At 31.9% G+C, this 23,225-nt stretch carries 24 protein-coding genes; 14 read left to right on the top strand and 10 right to left on the bottom strand.

What is annotated here, in order from left to right; translation table 11 throughout:
- Positions 1-43: 43 nt before the first annotated feature.
- The 10 genes from BUE10_RS09850 (at position 44) to BUE10_RS09800 (ending at position 9,309) form a co-directional block, all read left to right on the top strand.
- Positions 44-1,747 (top strand): tetratricopeptide repeat-containing sensor histidine kinase, encoded by a 1,704-nt coding sequence (locus BUE10_RS09850; RefSeq protein ID WP_073484661.1) that lies wholly within the window; start codon positions 44-46, stop codon positions 1,745-1,747.
- Between the two features lie 6 nt (positions 1,748-1,753).
- Positions 1,754-2,422, top strand: coding sequence for a response regulator (locus BUE10_RS09845; RefSeq protein ID WP_073484659.1), 669 nt, complete (start codon positions 1,754-1,756; stop codon positions 2,420-2,422).
- 130 nt (positions 2,423-2,552) lie between these two features.
- Positions 2,553-2,996 (top strand): hypothetical protein, encoded by a 444-nt coding sequence (locus BUE10_RS09840; protein ID WP_073485256.1) that lies wholly within the window; start codon positions 2,553-2,555, stop codon positions 2,994-2,996.
- On the top strand, positions 2,996-3,646 hold the full coding sequence (locus tag BUE10_RS09835) for a hypothetical protein (RefSeq protein WP_073484657.1): 651 nt from the start codon (positions 2,996-2,998) through the stop codon (positions 3,644-3,646). The genes BUE10_RS09840 and BUE10_RS09835 overlap by 1 nt, the downstream gene beginning before the upstream one ends.
- A gap of 104 nt (positions 3,647-3,750) precedes the next feature.
- Positions 3,751-3,960 (top strand): KTSC domain-containing protein, encoded by a 210-nt coding sequence (locus tag BUE10_RS09830; protein ID WP_073484655.1) that lies wholly within the window; start codon positions 3,751-3,753, stop codon positions 3,958-3,960.
- Between the two features lie 6 nt (positions 3,961-3,966).
- A complete protein-coding gene (locus tag BUE10_RS09825) occupies positions 3,967-4,182 on the top strand; it encodes a hypothetical protein (RefSeq protein ID WP_073484653.1) in 216 nt (71 codons plus the stop codon).
- A gap of 2 nt (positions 4,183-4,184) precedes the next feature.
- Entirely contained in the window at positions 4,185-5,963 is a 1,779-nt protein-coding gene (locus tag BUE10_RS09820; protein WP_073484651.1) for an AAA family ATPase, read from the top strand.
- A 2-nt stretch (positions 5,964-5,965) separates the two neighbouring features.
- On the top strand, positions 5,966-6,997 hold the full coding sequence (locus BUE10_RS09815; protein WP_073484649.1) for a hypothetical protein: 1,032 nt from the start codon (positions 5,966-5,968) through the stop codon (positions 6,995-6,997).
- 120 nt (positions 6,998-7,117) lie between these two features.
- On the top strand, positions 7,118-7,525 hold the full coding sequence (locus BUE10_RS09810; RefSeq protein WP_073484647.1) for a hypothetical protein: 408 nt from the start codon (positions 7,118-7,120) through the stop codon (positions 7,523-7,525).
- Between the two features lie 431 nt (positions 7,526-7,956).
- Positions 7,957-9,309: a GH1 family beta-glucosidase gene (locus BUE10_RS09800; protein WP_073484644.1), complete on the top strand. Its 1,353-nt coding sequence runs from the start codon at positions 7,957-7,959 to the stop codon at positions 9,307-9,309.
- 119 nt (positions 9,310-9,428) lie between these two features.
- Here the strand turns inward: BUE10_RS09800 and BUE10_RS23870 are convergent, their stop codons facing one another.
- The 4 genes from BUE10_RS23870 to BUE10_RS09785 all read right to left on the bottom strand — a co-directional run bounded on the left by BUE10_RS23870 (position 9,429) and on the right by BUE10_RS09785 (position 11,385).
- Entirely contained in the window at positions 9,429-9,704 is a 276-nt protein-coding gene (locus tag BUE10_RS23870) for a hypothetical protein (protein ID WP_143187735.1), read from the bottom strand.
- Positions 9,705-9,942: 238 nt separating this feature from the next.
- On the bottom strand, positions 9,943-10,509 hold the full coding sequence (locus tag BUE10_RS09790; protein ID WP_073484641.1) for a GNAT family N-acetyltransferase: 567 nt from the start codon (positions 10,507-10,509) through the stop codon (positions 9,943-9,945).
- Positions 10,509-10,670, bottom strand: a complete 162-nt coding sequence (locus BUE10_RS24000) for a hypothetical protein (protein ID WP_159439055.1) — start codon at positions 10,668-10,670, stop codon at positions 10,509-10,511. Before BUE10_RS24000 ends, BUE10_RS09790 begins: the two co-directional genes overlap by 1 nt.
- Positions 10,671-10,851: 181 nt before the next feature.
- Positions 10,852-11,385, bottom strand: a complete 534-nt coding sequence (locus tag BUE10_RS09785; RefSeq protein WP_073484639.1) for a 5' nucleotidase, NT5C type — start codon at positions 11,383-11,385, stop codon at positions 10,852-10,854.
- Positions 11,386-11,473: 88 nt separating this feature from the next.
- Here BUE10_RS09785 and BUE10_RS09780 point away from each other — a divergent pair, with 88 nt between their 5' ends.
- From BUE10_RS09780 to BUE10_RS09765, 4 genes are all read left to right on the top strand, one after another.
- Entirely contained in the window at positions 11,474-12,223 is a 750-nt protein-coding gene (locus tag BUE10_RS09780; protein ID WP_073485254.1) for a DeoR/GlpR family DNA-binding transcription regulator, read from the top strand.
- Positions 12,224-12,289: 66 nt separating this feature from the next.
- Positions 12,290-13,099: a helix-turn-helix transcriptional regulator gene (locus tag BUE10_RS09775; RefSeq protein ID WP_073484637.1), complete on the top strand. Its 810-nt coding sequence runs from the start codon at positions 12,290-12,292 to the stop codon at positions 13,097-13,099.
- A 186-nt stretch (positions 13,100-13,285) separates the two neighbouring features.
- Entirely contained in the window at positions 13,286-13,768 is a 483-nt protein-coding gene (locus tag BUE10_RS09770) for a YybH family protein (RefSeq protein ID WP_073484635.1), read from the top strand.
- A 131-nt stretch (positions 13,769-13,899) separates the two neighbouring features.
- Entirely contained in the window at positions 13,900-15,021 is a 1,122-nt protein-coding gene (locus tag BUE10_RS09765; RefSeq protein ID WP_073484633.1) for a nuclear transport factor 2 family protein, read from the top strand.
- Between the two features lie 72 nt (positions 15,022-15,093).
- On the opposite strand, the gene BUE10_RS09760 is transcribed toward BUE10_RS09765, so the two are convergent.
- From BUE10_RS09760 to BUE10_RS09735, 6 genes are all read right to left on the bottom strand, one after another.
- The gene (locus tag BUE10_RS09760; RefSeq protein WP_073484631.1) at positions 15,094-16,134 is read right to left on the bottom strand and encodes a S66 family peptidase; all 1,041 of its coding nucleotides are present in this window, start codon (positions 16,132-16,134) and stop codon (positions 15,094-15,096) included.
- A gap of 113 nt (positions 16,135-16,247) precedes the next feature.
- Positions 16,248-17,687 (bottom strand): TolC family protein, encoded by a 1,440-nt coding sequence (locus tag BUE10_RS09755; protein ID WP_073484629.1) that lies wholly within the window; start codon positions 17,685-17,687, stop codon positions 16,248-16,250.
- Positions 17,680-20,847, bottom strand: a complete 3,168-nt coding sequence (locus tag BUE10_RS09750) for an efflux RND transporter permease subunit (RefSeq protein WP_073484627.1) — start codon at positions 20,845-20,847, stop codon at positions 17,680-17,682. Before BUE10_RS09750 ends, BUE10_RS09755 begins: the two co-directional genes overlap by 8 nt.
- A 125-nt stretch (positions 20,848-20,972) precedes the next feature.
- A complete protein-coding gene (locus tag BUE10_RS09745; protein WP_073484626.1) occupies positions 20,973-22,055 on the bottom strand; it encodes an efflux RND transporter periplasmic adaptor subunit in 1,083 nt (360 codons plus the stop codon).
- Between the two features lie 173 nt (positions 22,056-22,228).
- Positions 22,229-22,600, bottom strand: a complete 372-nt coding sequence (locus BUE10_RS09740) for a hypothetical protein (RefSeq protein WP_073484624.1) — start codon at positions 22,598-22,600, stop codon at positions 22,229-22,231.
- 185 nt (positions 22,601-22,785) lie between these two features.
- A complete protein-coding gene (locus tag BUE10_RS09735; protein ID WP_073484622.1) occupies positions 22,786-23,196 on the bottom strand; it encodes a GNAT family N-acetyltransferase in 411 nt (136 codons plus the stop codon).
- Positions 23,197-23,225 lie beyond the last annotated feature (29 nt).

Here is a 23,225-nt window from a genome sequence, read left to right as displayed (position 1 = left end):
CATAATCTAGAATTAATTAGTATTTTCGGGGAAAGTAAGTGTTATGCTGCGTTCCCCGTTTTTTTATTCTCTTTTTTTTGTTTTTTTTCTTTCCTGCCAAAAAGAAAAAGACATTACTGTGCAGCAAAATAATCCCAGAAAAAAAGAAGCTATGATTATACGGGATAAAGCCATTTTGAATTTTCAGGATAAAAATTACAATAGTGCATTTTATAATTTTAATAAATCTAAAATAAAGTTTGAGAACATAAAAGACAGTTCCAACATTGTTTATAATCTTATACAAATGGCCTCTATTCAGCAAATAAATGGAGACTATTACGGCAGCAATGAAACGCTGACAGAAGCTTTGCCTTATATTAAAAAAAAGGACATTTACAGCGCTGCAATTAATAACCTCTTTGGCATAGCTTACAAAGAACTTGCTATATATGATGAAGCATTTTATTACTATAATGAAGCTTTAAAAGACTGTACTGATTCTGTATCAAGACAATCCCCTTTAAACAATATTGCGGTTGTTTACATTCAACAAAAAAAATACAATGAGTCTATAAAAATTCTTGAATCCATTCTAAGAGAAAAAGTGCTAGAAGAAAAAGTTTTTATTCCTAATAAAGCCCGTTTTATGGATAATTTAGGTTATGCCTATTTTAAAAAAGAAAACTACGATAAAGCTCTGATGTTAATGACAGAAAGCCTTAAACTTAGGGAAGAAAACAATGACTCATACGGAAGTATTGAAAGCTATCTTCATCTGGCAGAATTTTACGCAAAAAAAGACATTCAAAAATCAAATGAAAATGCTAAAAAAGCGTACCAAATTTCTACTATCCAAAATAGTGTTGATGAACGTTTAAAAGCATTATCCTTTCTAATTTCTAATGGTTCCGGCACAAAATATGCTCAGCAGTATATTTCAATAAATGATAGTATAATCAAAATCAGAAACAACTTTAAAAATAAGTTTGCTAAAATAAAATACGATTCAAAAAAAGAGAAAGACGAAAATCAGAAACTTCGATTAGAAAAAATAGAAAATGAGTTATCACTTCAAAAAGTTAAATATCAAAGGATATTTTTTATAATTGGGATTGTATCGCTTTTCTTTCTATTGTTATATTTAAGAAAGTTTTATCAAAATCGAAACCGAATCGAAAAAATAAAAACGGCCTACGATACCGAAACCAGAATAGCAAAAGACATTCACGATGAACTTGCAAATGATGTTTTTAATACGATAACTTTTACCCAGACACAGCCGCTGGAAATTCAAAATACAAAAGAAAATTTACTGCAAAAACTCGATCATATTTACAGTCGTGTGCGCGGCATTTCCAGAGAAAATAATGATATCGACACCGGATCAAATTACTCTAACAATTTAAAAGAAATGCTTTCTACTTATAATAGCGAGACTACCAATGTTATTATTACTAATATCGAAAAGGTAAATTGGGACTCTATTGAAGATTTAAAAAAGATAGCAATTCAGCGCGTATTACATGAGTTAATGGTCAATATGAAAAAGCACAGCCAGGCTCAATTAGTTGTTTTAAAGTTTGAAAATGCTCAAAATACTCTGTTGATCGACTATAAAGACAATGGAAAAGGCTGCGAAAAATCAAAAATTATAAAAAACGGTTTACAAAATATGGAAAACCGTATTCTGGCCATAAAAGGAACTATTACTTTTGAAACTGAACCAGATAAAGGTTTTAAAGTAAATATAACAATGCCTAAATAAAAGCCTATGTTTAAAAAAGTAATTATAGCCGAAGATCTTGATGCAATGAACTTAGGAATTCAGCAAGTTTTAAAAGATTTAAATATTGTAGATTTTCAGCATTCTAAATTTTGTGACGAAGCGTTTTTAAAAATACGCGCTGCCATTCATCAAAATGAACCCTATGATTTGTTAATTAGTGATCTTTCGTTTAAAATGGATCATCGCAAATCGGATATTGCTAATGGAGATGAACTGGTTCAAAAAGTTCGCGAGCTGCAGCCCAATATTAAAATTATTGCTTATTCTGTAGAAGATAAAAGTTACCGCATTAAATCACTTTTTGATAATGCCGAAATTGATGGTTTTGTCCTGAAAGGTTTAAACAGTATTGAAGAATTAAAAAAAGCAATCAATATCATTTCGACTTCAGATCAAATATTTATTTCTCCCGAAGTTGGTTCTGCACTTCAGGAAAAAAACAATTACGAAATTGACGATGTCGATATTAAAATTCTGAAATATTTATCTTCCGGCACTTCGCAAGATGAAATAATAGAAATTTTTAAAAGCACCGATATTAAACCCAACAGTAAAAGTGCTGTAGAAAAAAGATTGTCTAAACTTAAAGACTTTTTTAAAGCAAATAACACCATTCATTTAGTTTCTATTACAAAAGATATGGGGATTATTTAATCTCTTTTTATATTATTATTTCAAGCTCCTTCGGGGGCTTTTTTTATTTCTACAAATTAATTTATGGATTATGGATTTCCGTAAAATACTGGTTTTTATTGGTTTTACTTTTGAAAAAAATAAACAACTAATGAAAGTCAAACAATTATATATCGGTCATATTTTCACATTGCTGTGCGGAAGTTTAATATATATCTTATTCAGAACTTCAAATTTAAAAATGTTTATTTGGTTTGATGAATTAAAAATTTTAGACATTATAAATAGCCTAAGAAGTTTTACTGTCAGCTATTCAAGTCATCTTCCAAACATTATTCTTTATTCATTACCAGATGGTTTATGGATGTTTTCATATGTTAGTCTCGTTTTGTTTTTATGGAAAAACGAAATTAAAAATGAAAATCTATTTTGGATTCTTATAATCCCAATAATCTCTATTATTTCTGAATTAGGACAACTTATAAAAATTGTTCCCGGCACTTTCGATTCTTCAGACCTTCTCATGTATTTCTTAGGAACAACTTTACCATTTATAATTTACCGAAAATCAATAACCATAAATTTAATACACTAATGAAAAGAAAAGTACAACACTTATTTTCTGCACTTACACTTGCAGGATTTATCTTCATCGCATTTGGAAGTGGAGATGATGAAGTAAAACCAAAAACTTCAACTGAATCATTTTCTTCTCCATCATCAACCGAAGAAAAAGCAAAAGACATTCCCAATCAAATTGCTCAACTAAAAAGAGAAATAGCTTCTATAGAAGAAGGTGTTAATTTCTCAACTTATAGAAATACGGTTGAAGCTACTCAAATGGAATTAGTGCTATTTGCGGCATGGGCCAAAACCATTAATGAAGCATTATCATCAGAAAACGCCGAAGTTAAAACTTTAGGTAAAGAGTTGGAGAAAAAAGTAAAAAACATGCAGATTAAAGAATTTCCTGTTTTAAGGAAAGCCTATGCGAAAGCTATTTATCATAAGTTATGGGAACAGAACATTGAAACCCAAGTATTAGGTAATAAGAATAAAACAATTCAATTTACTGGAGGATATTTTGCAAATAATGGTAATAAAGCCCAAACACAACAAACATTACAAGAAGCATTAAAGATGTTTCGTTTTTCGAAAGTTAATTACAAATGGTATAAGTATGATGACGAATATACTTACTATGAAATTGATTCTCCAAACGACTCAGAATTAATGAGTTTCTAATAAAATCAGGTAGAACTACGCATTTTAAACAATGTAAATCTAGTTAGATTTATCACAACCTAAAAATAAAACAAAAACTAATCTATAACCTAAAACCAAAAACTATGGAAAGAGAATTTGTAAAGTCATCAAATATTAGCTCTATCGGCTATGATGATAAAAACCAAATATTAGAAATTGAATTCAATCATGGTGGAATTTATCAATACTTCGATGTTCCAGAATATATTTACGATCAATTAATGTCCGCTAATTCAAAAGGATCATATTTTTCATCACAAATAAGAGACTCTTATAGAACTCAAAAACTTTAAGATTTTATGGAAAGATATAGAAATAAAAGAGGTGAATCAGGAGTTTCAGCATATGAAATTGGATCAGATTATATTAGGGTTAGATTCTCCTCGGGAAGTATTTATCAATACAGTTATAGAAAAGCTGGACAGTCTCATGTTGAAAATATGAAACGTTTAGCTGTAGCAGGCTCTGGATTGAACAGTTATATCAATTCGTATGTAAAATTTAAATACGACTAAGTATGAAAATTAATAGTATAAAAATCTCAAATTGGAGATCTATAATTAGTGAAAATATTATTTTTCAAGATTTAATGATTTTTATAGGCCAAAATAATCATGGTAAATCTAATGTTCTTAGTTCCGTTTTATTCTTTTTTGGTGAAATCGCACATCAGTCTCTTGATTTTAATGGCGATTCAGAAGAATTATGGGTTGAAATAGAATTTACAGACCTATCAGAATCTGAAGGTATAACTTTTAAAAAATACGTTTCAGCGGACAATAGAATTAAAGCAAGGAAAACAGCTTTAAAAAATGGATCTTTTACTTACAATGGATATATTGAAGAAGCAAATGATGATTGGCTAAAAGAATCAAAAATTTCAGAATTTAAAAAACGAGAAATTGCTGAAAATCTCCCTTTAGCAGTTTTTCTCCCTGATAAAGGGGCAATTACTATTGATCATTTTAGGCTGGCTCAAAATCAATATATTCAGGAAAACATAGAAAATATTACATTTAATTATATTCTGGAAGAAACTAATTTCTTAGGTTTGAAAAATGTAGCTAAAGGAAGTTTTGGAGATCTTTTTTTTATTCCATCAATAAAAAATGCTTCCGATGAATTAAATCCTAAAGGCAGCTCACTCTTTGGTCAACTCTATTCTAGAGTAATTAATAAAATTTCAGAACACAATCCACAGTTTAGAGAGGCAAAAGAAAAAATAATAGAATTAACTAAAATTCTTAATAAAACAAACATAGATGGGGAGGTAAATGAAAATAGACCTGAAGATTTAACATCTCTTGAAAACTTATTAGATAAAGAATTAATAAGTTGGAATACAAAAATTGATATCCAAATTACAGCTCCAAATGTTGATGATATTTTTAGAGTTGGAGCAAATGTTTCCGTTGATGATGGAATTAAAACAGATATTGCCAGAAAAGGTCATGGTTTACAAAGAGCATTAATTTTTGCATTAATAAAAGCATGGTCAAAAGTTCTAAAAGAAGAAAGAGAAGGTGAAGATCAAGATCCTGAAGTATCTACAAGAAAATCATCAAAGTCTACTTATTTTATCTTTGAAGAACCAGAATTATTTTTACATCCACAAGCACAAAAAGAACTCTTTTTTTCTTTAGTAAATTTATCTAAAGATGAAAGTCAAGTAATTTTATGTACACACTCAAGTTCTTTCTTAGATTTAGAATTTCATAAATCTATTTGTATTGTAAAAAAAGAAAGTATTGATACCGGAACTAAAGTTCTCCAATATGTTAATGACATCTTTGAGGATGTTGATGAAAAGAAAAAGTTTAATTTAAGTTATTGGATAAACCCTGAAAGAAGTGAACTATTTTTTGCTAAGAAAGTTATACTTGTAGAAGGACAAACTGATAGAACAATTATACCAATGCTCGCTCAATCATTAAATATATTTAGATATGATTTTACAGTAATTGATTGTGGAAGTAAAAACAATATCCCTCTGTATATGAATTTACTGAATAAATTTAAAATCGAATATTGTGCAGTTTATGATAGAGATCATCAAACTGGTAAAAATGCAGATGGAATTGCTACTGCCGATTTAGTTTCTAAAAGCATTGAAGATGCATTAAATAATTCTTTTGGAAAAACACATATTTTAGAAAATGATATTGAAGAAGAACTGGGTATGACAGAAAAAGTTAGTAGTGGTAAAGCATATAAAGCGATAAGCTTCATAGCTGATGAAAATTTTATAATAAGTGATTCGTTCAAACAAAAAGTTATAGAAATATATACCGAATAATCATGTCAACAATCAAACTAAACCAACAACTCAAACGCTTGGAAATTCAAGAGTTTGAAATTGAAAACCAAATCGTTTTTAACTACTTTAACAATCTTTCTGCAAATGAAAGAGATGAAAAACTATTACGTGCAATTTATATTGGTGTTTTAGCATTAATGGAAGATCGTATTTCTTCTTTTTTGGCTAAAACTAACAATGAATTAGGAACAGAATTAGAAAGTCTTAAAATGATTTTCGAAATGAAAAAAGAGCTTTTTTATAAGTCAACAATCAAAGGTTCTTTAGCAGAAGATGACATTGCAGAATTTCTAAACAATTATTTTTCAGAAAAAAGATTAAAGGACAAGGCTTTCCTTACTGGAAATACTGCTGGAAATATCTCTAAAAATAAAACTGGAGATATTATTTGCGAAGTTAATGGAAGTTCAGATTTAAAAATTGCTATCGAATGTAAGTTTGACAAAAGCATTCGTTTTGGAGAAATTGAAAACAAAGAAATTTTCACTAGAAAAACAGATACGGCGTGGAGTCAATTAATTGAGACGCAAGCCAACAGAGATTCAAAAGTAAGTTTAATTGTTTTTGATATTTCATTGATAGACAATTCTATTCTCAAAAATTTTGACAATGTTGGTTACATTCCTGGAGTTGGCTTTATAGCAATTATAAATTCTCAAAAAGGAGATTACTCAAATTTAGCTATCGCTTATATGCTTGCGCGAGATATTGCTTTAAATTCTAAAGAAATTGAGCTGGATAAAGATGTTTTGGCAATGATTGTAAATCGAATTATCAAAGATATTAACGAAGTTCTTTCTGTAAAATCATTAGTCATAAATAATATTGAAAATAATAAAGTTATTCTAAAGCAACTTGAAAAATCCATCTTATTAATGGAATTTAATCAGGATTATTTGAAACGTTTTTTAAATATTGGAACCTTGACAAAAAAAGATTTGTTAGACTTTTATATGGCCGATGATATTAAGGATAAATATAAATTAATTGAAAGAGATATTAATGACATTTAAGTTTTAAAATAAGTTTGTTTTTTAACTTTCTGCAACTATTATTTCATTATGGATTTCCATAAAATCCCTACTTCATTTGGTTTTACATTTGAATAATACAAATCCTAATTACAAACGCCTATGTCAAAAAACTACTTCATCTTATTTTTATTATTTACATTTTATTCCTGTGAAAAGGCTTCTGCTCCGCCTCCACCGCAAATAAATACATTTTATAAACCGGTAATTACAGCAGACGATCGTAAAACAATTACGCCCGAAGAAGCTAAAACGTATCATGTAAATAAAACGCATCAATACGAGTACAGAACCGGAAATTCTGGAAATTATGAATACAATTATGATGTAAAAGGAATTAATATCAATGGCGATTCGGTTTTTGGGAATATTAACGTGCAGGGGAAATACGGCGCGGGAATTTTAACCGACACCGTTGCCGAAATAGAAATTAATACCGAATGGGTTGCATACGGAAAATTAAAAGCTACTGATAAAAAAGGAAACGAATACAATTTAATTGTCAAATAAAGACTAGCTGATGAAATATGCTTTACCCTTATTTTTTGTTTTTTTAACTTCGTTTTCTCCTCCAGATACCAGTGTTTATATCTGCGGATCAAGCGGATCGAAAAAATATCATTATAAAGAACATTGCCGGGGTTTATCGTCATGCAGGCAGGAAGTGGTAAAAACATCACTCAAACAAGCTCAGGGCCTTGGTTTAACACTTTGTGGATGGGAAGATTGATTTATCTTCCCGTTTTTTATTTAATTATTTGATAATAATGGCTTTACAATAAATTCACATTAGTTTTCGTAATTTGAATAAAACTAATCGTTATGAAATTCTTTAACCTAAATTTCCTGGTATCATTCAAAGAATGGCTTTTTTTAAGAGCTATGCAATCTTCTTTCCTTCATTAATAAACAGTTTAGAAAATAAAGGAAAGTACTATTGAATGAATAAAATTGAAAACTCATTTTTGAACAAAAACCAATTTGGTGAAGATTTCTTGTGGGGTGTTTCTACCGCCGCTTTCCAAATTGAGGGAGCACATGATTCTGACGGAAAAGGTTCTTCTATCTGGGACGTTTTTACTTCTCAAAAAGGGAAAATAAAAAACGGACATCATGCCCTAACTGCCTGCGATTTCTACAATTCTTACCAAAATGATATTGACTTAATTCGGGAATTAAATATTCCGAATTTTAGATTCTCTATCAGCTGGCCGAGAATTATGCCAACAGGGACTCATCCTGTAAATCAAGCCGGAATAGATTATTACAATAAAATTATCGACTCCTTACTTGCATCTGGAATAGAACCCTGGATTACGCTTTATCATTGGGATTTACCACATGAACTCGAATTAAAAGGAGGCTGGACAAGCCGCGAATCGGTTTCCTGGTTTTCAGAATATGTTGAAGTTTGTGCCCAGTATTTTGGTGATCGCGTAAAAAACTGGATGGTAATTAATGAACCTTCTGTATTTACGGGAGCCGGATATTTTTTAGGTATTCATGCACCCGGAAAAAAGGGAATTACCAATTATCTAAAAGCCATGCATCATGTAACGCTGGCAACGGCTGCGGGTGCTAAAATATTACGAAATAAAATTCCGAATGCTAATATTGGAACTACATTTTCGTGTACGCATATTGAGCCTGCAACAGATAGTCAAAAAGATGTTGAAGCCGCAAAACGTGTCGATACTTTATTAAACCGAACTTTTATCGAGCCAATTTTAGGATTGGGATATCCGCAAAAAGATCTTCCCGTACTTAAGAAGCTTAATAATTATATTTTAGAAGATGATTTAAACAATCTCGATTTCGATTTTGATTTCATCGGATTACAATGTTATACGCGTGAAGTGGTAAAATCTTCTATTTTAACTCCCTATATTGGTGCCGAATTAATAAGTGCCGAAAAAAGGAATGCAATTTCAACCGAAATGGGCTGGGAAGTTTATCCGCCAGCATTGTATCACGTTCTGAAAAAATTCAACGAATATGAAGGGATTCGAAAAATTATTATTACTGAAAATGGTGCCGCTTTTCCAGACACAGTTACAAACGGAAAAGTATTCGATATAAAGAGAACCCACTTTATTCAAGACAACTTAGAACAAATCTTAAAAGCAAAAGAAGAAGGTTTAAATGTTGAAGGTTATTTTGTGTGGAGTTTAACCGATAACTTCGAATGGGCTGAAGGTTATAATGCCCGCTTCGGATTGATCCACATTGATTTCGAAACGCAGAAAAGAACGATCAAAAACTCAGGATTATGGTTTAAAGATTTTTTATCTTAAGACATAACTTAAAATATTAATAAATTTTGTGACTTTGTGACTTTGTGGCAAAACAAAAAAACAGCCTTTCAGAATTTAACTTCCGAAAGGCTTTTTGAATTAAATATCATTTCTATCAATTAATGAAATCTATATTTATAAGCTTGTTTTAAGATTCCGATATGGATTTTCCCATTCTCTTTTAAATGAGCCGTTACCATAATGTATCTTTCTTCGGGATACTTTATATCATAAGTAAATATCGTGTCTCTTACTTTTACCTGAAGCTGGTGTTTTCCTTCGTCAGATACAGACAATTCAGCCGTTTCATAAGAAGGTAATCCATTTGTCGCTTTTAAGTTAATTTCCTGAACTTCCTTTTTATCCAGAAGTACTTCCAACTTTAAATTATCCAACTTCTCATTTGTTGGCTGCTCAAACGAAACAACAAATTTTTTGCACCCAAAAAAGCAAAAAATGATTAATAACAGTAAAACTTTTTTCATGGAAATAATCTTTATTATTTTATAAATATAAATATTTTTATTGATCTGGCTGCTATTTTTCATCATAAGCACTAACGCTGTTTAAATATAAAAAGCCTTTTGGAATTTAACTTCCGAAAGGCTTTTCTATTATTTCTTAACGGAGAAATTAATCTTCATTTAACGTATTCATCAACGGTCTAAGATCATAAAACATTTGTCTTGTGTCTTCTCCATTATCATTTTCAGAAAGAAACTTAAATCCAAGTTTTTCATAAAAACCTAATGATTTTTCATATGCATCTACAGTAAGTAATTGACACGCACATTTATTATTTTGTTCTAATGCTAAGTCAATAACAAAATTCACTAAAGCTTTGCCTATACCTTTTCTTTCTTTTTTTGTAGTCTCACAAACTGCTAATCTGCCTATTTTTATAGCTGGAAATTGTCTCAAATGACGTTTACGATGACTAAGAATTTCTTTTATCCATCTCTTAAACGCAGTTTTAGATGCAAACTGATTTTCCTGAACCGCTAAAGCATCATTATATATACTTAAATATGCGATAGTTTTGTTTTCGTTTTCAAGAATATAAGTAGTAGCTAATAAATCTTTTTTATAAGGAATTGCTTTGTCGTTTAGAAAACCATTCAAATCTGTATCACCACATTCAAAAGGTTTAATAATAGTTGCAGCGTGTAATTCGAAAAATGAAAATCCTGTAAAAGGCATTAGTTAACCTTTAAAAGTTCTTTTAATTTATTAGCATCAGTACGGATTGCTGTTAAAGAATCTACACTGACTTTTTTATCTCTATTTAAATCAATAGTTTTATAAAAGTCAATGGCTTCTTTACCTTTTAAAACAGGAGTATTTTTAATAGGCTTTGCCATTTGTCATTATTACTTGTTCCAAAAGTACAAACAAAAAATAGAAATACAATATTCTTGAATTAAAAAGTAAAAATATTCTTATAATTAAAAATTTTAAAGCATGAATAACAAAAAGCCTTTCAGAATTTCTTCTAAAAGGCCTTTTTCTTCAAAAAACAATAAAATTATAACCTTAATAAGCTTATAATGTTTCGTTTAAAACCGCTACAGCTTCTTTCCAATTGTTCACTCTTAAATGATGATTTTGATTTACATTATGAAATGCAGTAAACATAATAGGTTTTCCCATGCAGTGATCTAAATTTTTACAATGGTCGTCAATCATATAATCGGTATTGATAATTCTTTTGCTGCCGCATAAAATAATATTATCCCATTTAATAAAAGGGAAATGTTCTGCAAGCCATGCTATTTTTTCAGCAAGCGAGATTGGAAATTCTGTCGCTGCCGAAACAATAAAAATTTCAAATTTTTTTTGTAATTCAAGTAAACTTTCAACTGCGTCAGGCATTACTGGTAATGTTCTAAAGAAATTTTCTGTATTTAAAATCTCATATAGTAAATCTCTCCCATTAAAAGCATCTTCGGAAGTTAAGCCTTCGATACTTTCTTTTGTCAGTGTTGTTCCGTAAACTTTATTATAATGGTCAATTAATTGTGCATCTATATCAGCAAGCACACCATCCATATCTATTGCAATTGTTTTCTTTTTCATTGTAAAATTATTTTGCGGTAAAATTATGCAAAAATCGCAATATATTGCAATTTTTAACTTATTTTTGCAATATAAAACCGCAAAAAAAATGAAAAAGGAAGAGCGTCAACAAGTTATATTAGAATATTTATCTAAAGAACATCGGGTAACATCTATAGAATTAAGCGAATATTTAAGCGTTTCAGAAGATACTATTCGACGTGATTTAAAAAAACTTTCAGATCAGGGACTTTTAAAAGCCGTTCGCGGCGGTGCAGTTGCTCCTTCTCCAATTCCGCTGCATTATAGAAAAAGAGAAAAACACGATGTTGAAAATAAAAAGATCATTGCCGAAAAAGCGATTTCATACTTAAAAGACGGACAAGTTGTTTTTATTGATGGCGGAACAACTTCTGTAGCCTTAGTTGCGAGTTTTCCTTACGATTTAAAACTAACCGTTGTTACAAACAGTTTCCCAGTTGCTTTATTAGTGGAAGATTTACCGAATATTGAATTAATTTTTGCGGGAGGATTAATGAGTAAAACCTCTTTTACAACTTCTGGAATTGACACGATAGACTTTTTACGAAATTTTAGGGCAGATGTTTGTATTCTGGGAATTTGCAGTATTCATCACGAACGCGGTATTACAGGCGTTTTATATGATGATTCTCAAATTAAAAAGAGCATGATCCAAAATTCTAATTTTGTTATCGCTTTGAGTTCTATTGAAAAAGTAGGAACAGCAGAAGCTTATTATATCTCTCCAATTACAGATATTGACGTTTTGGTTACCAACATTTCTCCCGAAGATGAAATTTTAAAAACGTACAAAGAAATAGGCTTAACCATTCTTTAATTTTATAACTTTGACTTATACAATGAGTTAACACTAAAAAGTATTTAGGAATTAAAATCTAGTATAATGGAATTCCAACATTTTCTACCATCAGAAATTCTGAAACCTTATATAAAACATTATTATATTTTTGAATCAGATTCAGATATAGAATTTCAGGATACTGTATTTCCAAGTGGTGAAATGGAAATGATTTTTAATCTTGGCAACGGTATTTGGGAATCATTAATAGATGAAAAATTTCACAAAACCCCTAAAATTGAATTGTGGGGACAAATAACAAAACCGCTTGCTATAAAATCAAAAGGTAAACATACAATGCTTGGCATTCGGTTTTATACACATTCGGCAGCCTATTTTTTTAATGATGAAGTTGGGATATTTAATGACCAAATTTTAAATTTAGAAGATGTAATTGGAAAACCAATAACAACCCTGCATTTACAGCTTTTAGAAACTTCGGACATTAAAAAGAGAATTGAACTTATCGAAACATTCTTAATCAAGAAATTAGTAACAAACGATAATAAGTCTCAAAAAATTCAAAAAGTGGCTCATATATTATCTAATTTCGTCAAAGATCCATCGGAAAATAATATAAATATTGTTGCTGCTAAATACGGAATGACACCTCGTTATCTCCATAAATTAGTTTTTCAGCATACGGGTCTTGCTCCAAAATCATTCAACAAAATCAGACGTTTTCAGCATAGTTTAAAGCTCATTGCAGACAATAATTCTCCGTTAACATCTATTGCTTATGATTGTGGCTACTTTGATCAATCTCACTTTATAAGGGATTTTAAATCTTTTACAGGAACTACACCAACGGCTTATTTAGAAAATCAATTTCCAATAAACCATTTGCTTCTTTAAAAGTAATAAACAGCTTTTGTGTTATTATTTTTTTACCTTAAATCTTAGCAGCTTAGATTCTCAGAACCTTAGAACTTAAAAAGAAAAACTGTTCCGATTTGTACAATTTAGAAGTTTTTAGCCTTACTACCTTTGATTAAAATAATATCAATCTATATTTTTTAATTAAAACTAAAAACTACTATTATGAAAAATCATGCTCTTTTTACAATCTTAAAGCTAATTGTATTTACCCTATTATTAAGCAGCTGTAATTCTGCATCAAAAAAAGAAACCGCAAATTTAGACGAAGCAAGAAAAGCAATTCAGGAAAGTAATGCTATTTATTTTGATTCCTTTAAAAAAAATGATGCTTCGATATTTATAGACAGATATACCGAAGATACTTCTATATTACTCCCAAATGCACCACAAATTTATGGGAAAGAAGGAGCTGCTAAATTCTTTAGAAAAGCTTATGACGAATATGGTTTAAGAGGCGGTAAATTTATCACTACTGCCATATATGGCGATGGTGTAGAATATGTTACCGAAGAAGGTTTGTGGCAGTCATTAAATTCAAAAGGAGAATTAATGGATGACGGTAAATTTCTTGTTCTTTGGAAAAAAACTCCTAAAGGATGGAAAATGTTTAGAGATTCCTTTAGCAGTAATCGCAAAGCTAAATAAGAAGCCTCTGCAATTATGCAAAACTGATTTTTAGTCCTAATTTATAAATCAGGAGTCCTGAATTCCTATATTCGGACAGGTTAAAGTTTTACTAGTCATAGCTTTGTGAAAAATTAATTTTCAAAAAGTTTATGAAAAAAGTTATCTGTTTTATCGCGCTATTATTTTCGCCGGCTTGTTTATTGGCACAAACAGAAGAGGCATTAGTTAAAAAATGTATTGAAAATTACCTTGAAGGTACTTCTTATAACAAACCTGACAGCATCGAAAAGGCATTTTATCCCGAAGCTAATCTGTTTTTAAGCAGTAAAGACAAAGAATTATGGATTGTACCTGCCAGCGAATATGCCAAATGGTTTAAAAAAGACAATCAGGGACAGTTTAATGGCCGCATTGGCAGAGTTGTTTCAATTGATGTGTATAACAACATCGCTTTGGCTAAGGCAGAAATACTAATACCTGAAAAAAAAATGGAATTTATTGATCTGTTTTTACTCAAAAAGCTTCAGGGCGAATGGAAAATAATCAGTAAATCAGCAAGCAGTTTAAGTACTAATAAATCAGGACAGCGTATTCTATTTATTGTTTCTAATGCCCATTATTATGGTAAATCAACGATAGCCGCAGGAAATAGTTTTTCTGAAATAGTAAACGCCTACCATACTTTTAAAACAGGGGGATACACCGTCGATTTTGTAAGTCCAGAAGGAGGAAGTATTCCATTAGCTTATATCAATACATCCGACACTTTGCAAAAACAATATTTATTTGATCCTGATTTTATGTATGCCCTAAAAAACACTAAAAAACCCAACGAAATTGATTCAAAAAATTACAAAGCTGTTCATTACATTGGCGGAGGATCTGCCATGTATGATGTACCCGAAAATAAAGAAATTCAAACTATTGCTTTAAAAGTATATGAAGAAAATAAGGGCATTATCTCTTCTGTTTGTCATGGAACTGCAGGAATTGTAAACTTAAAAACTAATGATGGTAAGTATTTAGTAGCAGGGAAAAAAATTAGCGGTTACCCGGATTCATTCGAAAAACAAGATGGAGAATATTTTAAGTACTTTCCATTTTTAATTCAAAAAACAATTGAAGAAAGAGGAGGAATTTTTAAGTTTTCTGCTCGTAATGTCTCACATATAGAAACAGATGGAAGAATCGTCACCGGACAAAATTTTCAATCATCAAGCGGTGTAGCCTTAAAGATTATAGAATTAATAAATGGCGCAAAAAATGAGTAAACATCGAGCAAATAAAAAAAGCTTTTTAAGATTACTCTTAAAAGGCTTTTAAATTAAGACATAGAGTTTATATTATTCTATCACGCCATTTTCCAAGATGCTGAATGTTTTATTTACACAATCTATTTCTCCTAATGTACCAAACGGAATCGTAAATGTTGGGCAAGTATGACCAAAATCCATTTCTGTAACAATAACAAGATCAGTCAATTTTTCCTCATTCATAATTTTTAGAATCTCATCATTATATTCTTTTGCATATTTTGAATCGTACGGACGTCCAAAAATAATTCCTTTAACACGATGCAAAATTCCTTGTGCGGCATAATTTCTTAGCCAATATCTAAGCACACTCGGCTCAACCATATTTTCGGAAGTTTCTAAAAACAAAATACAATCATTCCATTCCTCTGCAGACGGCCAAAATTCTGTACCCTTCAAAAATTCTAAAACGTCTAGACAGCCTCCTATCAATTTTCCTTGAACTTTTTCTTTTCCCTGCAAAAAATTCCAGCCGCTGGATGCTGTAAGCTTTCTTTTTGTATTGGATAATGAAGCATCAAACCAATCCAGATACTCCGTTGTCCAGCCTTCATTATTCGGCATAATTTCACCTGCAGGTTTTGCAGAAAACAAGGTTCTTTTAATATCCTGAATTTGATAATCGTGCATGCCGCAATTCTCAGCAAATCCCACTAAGAGTGAAGTGCCATAAAAAGAAGTCAATCCTGCTTTTAAACAAGCAAAATGTGTTATTGTAGAATCTGAAAAACCCAAAAATATTTTCGGGTTTTGTGTAATAATATTTAAATCTAAAAAAGGCAGAATCCTAACGCTGTCCTCTCCTCCTATATTGGTAATAATTGCCTTAACCGATTGGTCTAAAAACGCTTCCATTAAATCTTCTGCACGTGCTTTTGGATTATTATAGATCCAATCTGCAGATTTCAATGCATTTTTAGTTTCAACAACTTCTAATCCAAACACCTCCTGAAGCTGTTTTTTTCCATATTCATATCGGTGCGGTAATTCTCCGGCACCTCCCCATGAAAGCGATATTACCGCAACTTTGTCACCTCGTTTTAATGCCTTTGGTTTAATAAGACCCTTCATAAAATAACTTTTGAAATACAAATATACAGAAGTAAAACTTTTTCATCCTGAACTGAAAAAGCCTTTTGAGATTACTCTCAAAAGGCTTTTTCGCTACAAATTAACAGGCAATATTATTTCCATCCGCCGCCCAGGTCTCTATAAACATGAACCGCAGCATTTAACTGTTCTTTTTTAGTATCTATTAATTCTAATTTAGCTTCTAATGCATCTCTTTGCGTCATTAAAACCTCAAAATAATCTACTCTTGCCGATTTAAATAAATCATTTGAAACATCAATTGATTTATTTAGCGCCTCAACTTGTTGAGATTTTAAATCGTAACCTTTTTGAAGATTATCAATTTTAGAAAGCTGAGTTGAAACTTCTAAATACGCATTCAAGATCGTACGATCATAATTGTACAATGCCTGAAGCTGTCTTGCATTAGCACTCGAAAATTCTGCTTTAATCGCATTTCTGTTAATTAATGGCGCAGCAATATCTCCGGCTAATGAATATAAAATCGATTCTGGAAATGTAAACAAATAAGATGGTTTAAAAGCCTGAACTCCAAAAGCTGCCGAAATATCCAATGAAGGATAAAATTCTGCACGAGCTGCTTTTACATCTAATTTTGCAGCAACTAATTCTAATTCTGCCTGCTTAACATCTGGACGATTTGTTAATAATTGAGATGGAATTCCAGAGTTTACAGCTGCCGGAAGCAAATCTGTAAAATTGGTTTTATCTCTTTTAATATCCTGGGGATAACGTCCTAACAAAAAGTTGATTTTGTTTTCGTTCTCTTTGATTTTCTGCAAAATATCAAACTCCAGACTTTTTGAAGTTAAAACCTCAGCCTGAAATTTCTGAACTCCAAGTTCAGTTGCTCTTGCAGCTTGTTTTTGAACTTTTACAATTTCTAATGCGTTTGTTTGTAAAGCAATAGTTTGTTTTACAATCTCTAATTGACTGTCTAAAGCTAATAATTCGTAATAATTATCAGCAATCTCAGCGATAAGGTTTGTAATTACAAAGTTTTTACCTTCAACAGTTGCTAAATAACGGTTTACAGCCGCTTTTTTAGAATTACGCAGTTTTTTCCAGATATCTACTTCCCAGTTTGCATAAGCTGCAATTGTATAATCCGGTAACGGATCTGGAGTTTCAATTCCTGGTTTAATTTCTGTTGTAGCATCACCTGCCCCCTGGCTTGTGTAGCGCCCTACTTTTTCGATCCCTGCACCCGCACGAACCCCAACTGTTGGCAATAGCGCCCCTTTACGAACTCTGATATCATTCTTTGCAATTTCAATTTCCTGCAAAGTCATATTCAGTTCCTGATTGTTTTTTAAGGCAACATCAATCAACTCTACAAGGTTTTGATCCTTAAAGAAATCTTTCCATTTTAAAGTCGATGTATTTGTAGTGTCCTGCGATTTTATGCTTCCAAATGCTTCCGGAACCGGAGCGCTTGTACTTGCTGTTTCAGCTGCAGGGGCTTTACATCCTGCCACCGCAAGACATAAACCCAATGCAATACTGTATTGATATAATTTAACTTTATACATGATTGTTATCAATTTCTTCTGTTAATGGATTTTCTTCTTCATGTTTTACCAGTTTGTGTTTCTCAGCAATTTTGGCAAATATGTAATACAAGCCCGGAATTACAAATACTCCGCAAATAGTTCCTATAAGCATACCTCCAGCGGCTGCAGTACCAATGGTTCTGTTACCAATTTTACCCGGACCAGTTGCAAATGCAAGCGGTAATAATCCCGCAATAAAAGCAAATGAAGTCATCAAAATAGGACGAAACCTTGCTTTTGCTCCTTCCATCGCTGCTTCTAAAACTGTTCTTCCTGCTGCGTGTCTTTGTATCGCAAACTCTACAATCAATACGGCATTTTTACCCAATAAACCAATAAGCATTACCATGGCAACCTGCGCATAAATGTTATTTTCTAATCCTGCAACTTTCAATAAAAGGAAAGCTCCAAAAATACCCGCAGGTAAAGACAGAATTACAGATAATGGAAGAATAAAACTTTCGTATTGAGCTGCTAATACCAAGTAAACAAATCCTAAACAGATTAAGAATACCCAAATTGCCTGATTACCTTGTGCAACCTCATCGGCAGAGATACCTGCCCAGTCAATATCATAACCTCTAGGTAATTTTTTAGCAGCGACTTCCTGAATTACTTTAATAGCCGTACCAGAACTATAGCCCTGAGCTGGAGAACCACTGATCTGTGTAGAAGTGTACATGTTGTGTCTCGTAATTTCCGAAAGTCCGTATACTTTTTCTAATTTCATAAAAGCAGAAAAAGGTACCATTTCATCACGATTGTTTTTCACATACAATTTTAAAATATCATCTGGCTGTGCACGATATTCCGGTGAAGCCTGAACAATTACTTTATAGTTGATTCCGAATTTAATAAAACTGATTTCGTAGTTACTTCCCACAAGAGTTGACAAAGTATTCATGGCATTTTCGATAGAAACTCCTTTTTGCTGTGCTAAGTCATTGTCGACTTTCATCATGTATTGAGGAAAACTAGAGCTATAAAAACTAAATACGTTTGATAATTCCGGTTGTTTGTTCAATTCAGCAACAAAATCGTTATTTACCTGTTCCATTCTCTTATAATCTACAGAACCCGTTTTGTCTAATAAACGAAGCTCAAATCCTCCGGCAGCACCATATCCAGGTACAGCAGGCGGCTGGAAAAATTCGATATTAGCTCCAGTAATATCTTTACATTTTTCCTCCATTTCATGCATAATCTCAACAACAGATTCTTTTCTGTCACTCCAGTCTTTAAGGTTAACCAAACAAGTTCCTGAATTAGAACCGGTGCCTTCAGACAGAATCTCATAACCTGCTAACGACGAAACTGATTTTACTCCATCGATATCTTCGGCAATTTTTTGAACTCTCTCAGCAATATTATTAGTCCTTTCTAAAGATGAACCTGGAGGTGTCTGAATTACGGCATAAAACATTCCCTGATCCTCATTAGGAATAAATCCTGAAGGAACTGAACTGCTTATTAACCATGTTCCAGCACAGAAACCTAGAAGTGCAACAATGGTAACAACTCTTCTGTTAACAATTTTGCCTAATAGATTTTGATATTTACCTTGCGCTAAATTGAACTTTTCGTTGAAAGCATCTATAAATCTATTTGCCGGTGTTTTCTTTTTAGGTTTTCCATGATTATTTTTTAACATCATCGCACAAAGTGCCGGTGTCAATGTCAAAGCCACAATACCCGAAAGGATAATCGCAGTTGCCATAGTTACAGAGAACTGTCTGTAAAATACTCCAACAGGACCCGACATAAAAGCAACAGGAATAAATACCGCAGCCATTAAGAAAGTAATTGCGATAATTGCTCCTGCAATCTCGTGCATCGCTTTTTTAGTCGCTTTAAATGGTGAGAGATGTTCTTCTTCCATCTTGGCGTGAACGGCTTCAATAACCACAATAGCATCATCGACGACAACCCCAATTGCCAAAACCAAAGCAAACAACGTAATTAAGTTCAATGAAATATCAAAGAATGTCATGAACACAAACGTTCCAACTAATGAAACGGGTACCGCAATTGCAGGAATAACCGTAGAACGCCAGTCTCCTAAGAAAAGGAAAACTACCAGACCTACCAGAATAAAAGCTTCAACAAGAGTATGGATTACTTTTTCGATAGAAGCATCAAGGAATTTAGAGACGTCATACGAGATTTCATAATCCATTCCTTTAGGAAATCTCTGTTTGATTTTTTCCAATTTAGCCTTTACTTCTTCAATAACCTGATTGGCATTACTTCCAAAAGACTGTTTTAATACAATCGCTGCAGATGGTCTTCCATTCAAATTAGAATAGATATCGTACATCGAGCTTCCAAATTCAACTTTAGCAACATCTTTCAATCTTAAAAGCTCTCCGTTTGAATTTGATTTTACAACAATGTTCTCATATTGTTCTTTTGTTGTAAAACGCCCCGAATATTTCAATACATATTCAAATGCCTGAGAACGTTTACCAGAACTTTCTCCTGTTTTACCCGGTGAAGCCTCCAAACTCTGACTAGATAATGCTTCCATTACCTCATCAGCAGAAATTTTATAAGCCAGCATACGATCTGGTTTCAACCAGATACGCATTGCATATTCACGTGTTCCTAAAATATCTCCAGAACCAATACCATTTACCCTTTTCAATTCTGAAAGTACGTTGATGTCAGCATAGTTGTACAAGAACTTCATGTCGGTATTTTTGTCTGTACTGTAAAGGTTCACGTACATCAGCATACTCGGCACTTCTCGGGTAATTTTAATACCCTCTCTAATTACTAATGGAGGTAATTTGTTCGTAACTGAAGCAACACGGTTTTGAACGTTAATTGCAGCCTGATTAGGGTCTGTCCCTAAGTTAAACACTACTTTTATATTAGCTTCACCATCATTTCCGGCATCAGAAGTCATGTATTTCATTCCCGGAACTCCATTTAAGGCTCTTTCCAAAGGAATAACAACCGACTTGATCATCAACTCACCGTTAGATCCCGGATAATCCGCAGTAACATTCACCATTGGTGGTGAGATTGTAGGGAATTGGGTAATTGGTAAATTCAATACCGACAATACTCCTAAAAAGACAATAATCAACGATATCACTATCGACAATACTGGTCTTTGAATAAATTTATTAAACATTTTTATATTTTTTTAATGATTAAACTTATTTGAAGTTTAAAAAGGGTTTCAAGTTTCAAGTTTCAGGTTTCAGGTTTTCAGTGCGAACTTGAAACCTGAAACCTGAAACAATTAAAACAAAAAACTTACTCTGCTTTTAAGCGCAGGTTGTTAACTACCTTTTTAGGAGACTCAAATTCGTATTTGATTTTGTCATTTTCTTTTACTTTCTGAACACCTTCAAGTAAGATTTTATCATTTTCATTAAGTCCCGTTTTAATCACATACAAATCAGGGATTTCACCTGTAATAGTGATTTCTTTTGAGCTTACTTTATCATTTTTATCAACTATAAAAACATATTTTTTATCCTGAATTTCGTAAGTCGCTTTTTGCGGAATTACGATAGCATTTTTAAGAGGAACCATCATTTGGACTTGTCCTGTTTCTCCGTTTCTAAGCAATTTTGCCGAATTTGGGAATCTTGCTCTAAAAGCAATGTTTCCTGTTTCATTGTCAAATTCACTTTCGATAACTTCTACGTTACCTTTTTCTTTAAAAGTATCTCCATTGGCCAAAACCAAATTCACTTTATTTTCGGCACGATCTTTAACATTTGTTTGATACTGAAGATATTCTGGCTCAGAAACGTTGAAGTAAGCAAACATTTGACTGTTGTCTGAAAGGCTTGTCAATAATTCGCCTTCGTCGATAAGGCTTCCTAATTTTAAAGGAATTCTGTCGATTGTTCCGTCAAACGGAGCTCTGATTTCTGTGAATGATAAATGAAGTTTTGCCAATGCAACTTCTGCTTTTGCAGATTGCAATTTTGCCTGAGCAACGCTCAATTCGTTTTTAGAAACGATATTTTTATCTGCCAATAATTTAGCATTTTGCAGTTCAATTTCTACTGATTTTTGTTCAGCCTGCGCTTTCAATAATTCTGCCTGATACATGTTTGGCATAATTCTGAACAACAGCTGACCCGCTTTTACAAACTGTCCTTCATCAACATAAATGTTTTGTAAAAACCCTTTTTCCTGGGCGCGGATTTCGATATTTCGAACAGATTTAATCTGCGAAACATATTGTTTTGTAAATGAAGTATCAATTCTAACCGGGTTTGTAACCGTGAATTTTTCAGCTTCTTCTTTTTCTTCTTTTTTAGATGTACAGCTAGTTAGGCACACTAGGGCAAACAAGCCCGTGAACACGATAATTTTTTTCATGATTTAGTTTGGAAATTAAGCGATTGAATGCTTGGAATAATGATTTCTTTAGATGATAAAATGCATCAGCAAGCCTGAAGTCAGAACTTAATTTTCATATAAGCAGAAGTAAAAAAATATACATCAACGAGATATGCAGATCACGACTTAGGTAACCGATGTATACTGTAAAATCAAATTCTTAATACTCGTTGAGTAATGTAGATAGGATTTGAATGCCCTAGAGAAGGCGTAAAAATTTTAAAACGATTGGAATCATTCGCTGCAGACTGATCTGAAAGTGCCAGATACAAATTGTCTACTAAGCTGTACGAAGCAGCAAAAAGCTTGTTCGTAAGTAAAGTATCATCATTTCCTAAAAGATCTTCTTCAAGATCAACATCGGCATCTTCAATTATAGAACTTCCACGATCCTGGCTCGTAAATTTAACTCTATGTTTCTGTGCAAGGTTATGATGATGAGAAAAAGTATTGGCATTAAGATATTGGCCTCCGCCTAGCAGAAGCAAATTCATGAATACTAAAAATACTATTAACTTTCTCATTTGGGTGCGAAAGTAGTAAAACTATCAAAACAAAAAAAGAATTTTTAACAAGGTTTAACAGTTATATAAAACGAAAACGTTTTCATTTTTTTATTACATTAAAATTACATTTAAAAACGACGTTTTTTAAAGTATTTTAAGACAATAAACATCTTACTATTAAATTATTAGAAGAATGTAGGAATCTATTTTAAAAAAATGATTTCCATAATGGTAAATTCCTGTCCAGCTTTAGTAAAAGTTTTAAAAGTATCTTTCATTCCAAATTTTTCATAAAAGGACTTTTTATTGGTTCTGGCATTGCACCAAACTTTTTCTAAATGCTTTTCTTTTGCAAACTGTAAAATATATTCTAAAAGATGAGAAGCAATTCCTTTTCCTTGATATACTGTTAAAGTAGCTAATTTTCGAAACTGCATTTCTTTACCTTCAATAAAACAGGAAACTATAGAAACTAATTTATCCCCTTCAGAAACTCCAAAATGAAATCCTGAATTGTCTTCTTCTAATTGTACAAATTCAAAAGGCTGATCCGGCCACATTACTTCATGTCGGATTTGCCAGGTTTGCGAAGCTTGAATTGCTTTAATTTCCATTTTATGTTTATTTCTGATATTTCAAAATT

The organism is Flavobacterium sp. CF108, from assembly GCF_900129795.1.
GTDB lineage: Bacteria > Bacteroidota > Bacteroidia > Flavobacteriales > Flavobacteriaceae > Flavobacterium.
The sequence above is the reverse complement of the archived record's forward strand: the minus strand, read 5'-3'. Positions and strand labels throughout refer to the sequence as shown.